The organism is Grimontia sp. AD028 (assembly GCF_000973155.1).
Taxonomy (GTDB): Bacteria; Pseudomonadota; Gammaproteobacteria; order Enterobacterales; family Vibrionaceae; genus Enterovibrio; species Enterovibrio indicus.
This window is the reverse complement of the sequence record NZ_LASY01000172.1, coordinates 1-1,567: the sequence shown is the minus strand read 5'-3', so window position 1 is coordinate 1,567 and position 1,567 is coordinate 1. Positions and strand designations below refer to the sequence as shown.

Here is a 1,567-nt window from a genome sequence, read left to right as displayed (position 1 = left end):
GACGGTGAGCCTGTTTTCGTTGCGCCGAATCCGGATGGTGGTGTCGACCTTTACACCATTAACAGCGAAGGCTCGCTGGTACATCAGGGTAATGTCGCCGCCATAGAAAATGACAATACCCCGCCGGTTATCGTCCAAACCGCCGACGGCAGCTACTACCTGGTGGATGCCGATGGCAATACCACCACGGTGAAACTGGAAATTGGCGAGTCTCTCATCACCACCTCTGGTTCGCTGGATGTCGTCGATGTCGACGGTGGCGACACCACGGTGTTTGAAAACACAACGGTGGAAGGCACCTACGGAACGCTTGAACTGGTGGATGGCAACTGGACCTACACCCTGGATGAAGCCAAGTCTGAATCACTGGGAGAGGGCGACACCGCCCAGGATGTCATCACGCTGACCGCCACCGACGGTACCCAGCAAGACATCACTATCACGGTCACCGGTACCGATGATCTGGCTGAACTGACTGGTGATGTGACAGCAACGGTGACGGATGCGGATGCTTCTGTCTCCGGCTCTATCACTGTTGTTGACCCTGATACCGGTGACAACACCACCATCGCCAACACCACCATGCAGGGCGAATACGGCACCTTCCAGTTGGTAGATGGCGATTGGACTTATACCGTCGATCCCGCCAAAGCAGAGCCTCTGCCTGAAGGCCAGTCGGTAGAAGATACCTTTACCCTGACGGCCTCTGATGGTTCAACCCATGATGTCACGGTCACCGTGACCGGCACTGACAATGCCGGCGTTGTCACAGGCACCACCTCAGGCAGCGTGGACGCAGCAGGCTTTACGCTGAATGTGGAAGAGAGTGGCAACCTCACCGCTGGTGAGGTCACCCAGGGCGATAACAATAGTGGTTGGAATACCACAACCACCACGATTGACGGTGTACCTTATGTTATTTCGACGTCGTTTGGTTACAGTGGCACTATCATCATCTCCCGCGTAGAAGATGACGGTTCGCTCACTGAGACTGACCGCATCGTCTATGACAATAATACTGGTACAGTGACCTCCTCTTCTGGCGGCGACATAACAGCAGTGATTCAGGAAGCAGGTATTTCCGTTGGTGCGCTCGGGAACGGTCTGACTCAGTCCAATGTCTCTCAAGTCGATGGTGAGCCTACCCTGTTCTTGACCTCGCAGAACAGTGGTTCCATCTCTGCATGGCAGATTTCTGACTCCGGTGAACTCAGCCTCAATGGCGGCCTGACCTTCGGCAACTCACAAACAGGCATTGTGCGCGAAAACGTCACCTTCGAAACGGATGATGGTGAAACTCTGATTTTCGCTACACGCCCTCAGGGTGATACCGTCGATGTCCTCTCCTACAACCCGGAAACCGGTGAAATTGCGGAAACCGGCAACTCCTACCCGTCCGGTGACCTGGTGTCAGGCATCGATATCGTGACGATTGACGGCAATACCTTTGTCACTTCCAGCGGCACTGATGTCGTCAGTCTGTATGCCGTTGACAGCGCTACCGGTAACCTCACTCTGGTTGACAGTGAGCCGGTCACCTCCGGCAATGGCAACTCGGTGAACTTTT

The 1,567-nt window shown here is 54.8% G+C and carries 1 protein-coding gene; it reads left to right on the top strand.

Annotated elements, in window-relative coordinates; translation table 11 throughout:
* Positions 1-1,567 (top strand): VCBS domain-containing protein (locus RN22_RS23900; RefSeq protein ID WP_046308436.1); only part of this gene is annotated, 1,567 nt, incomplete at both ends.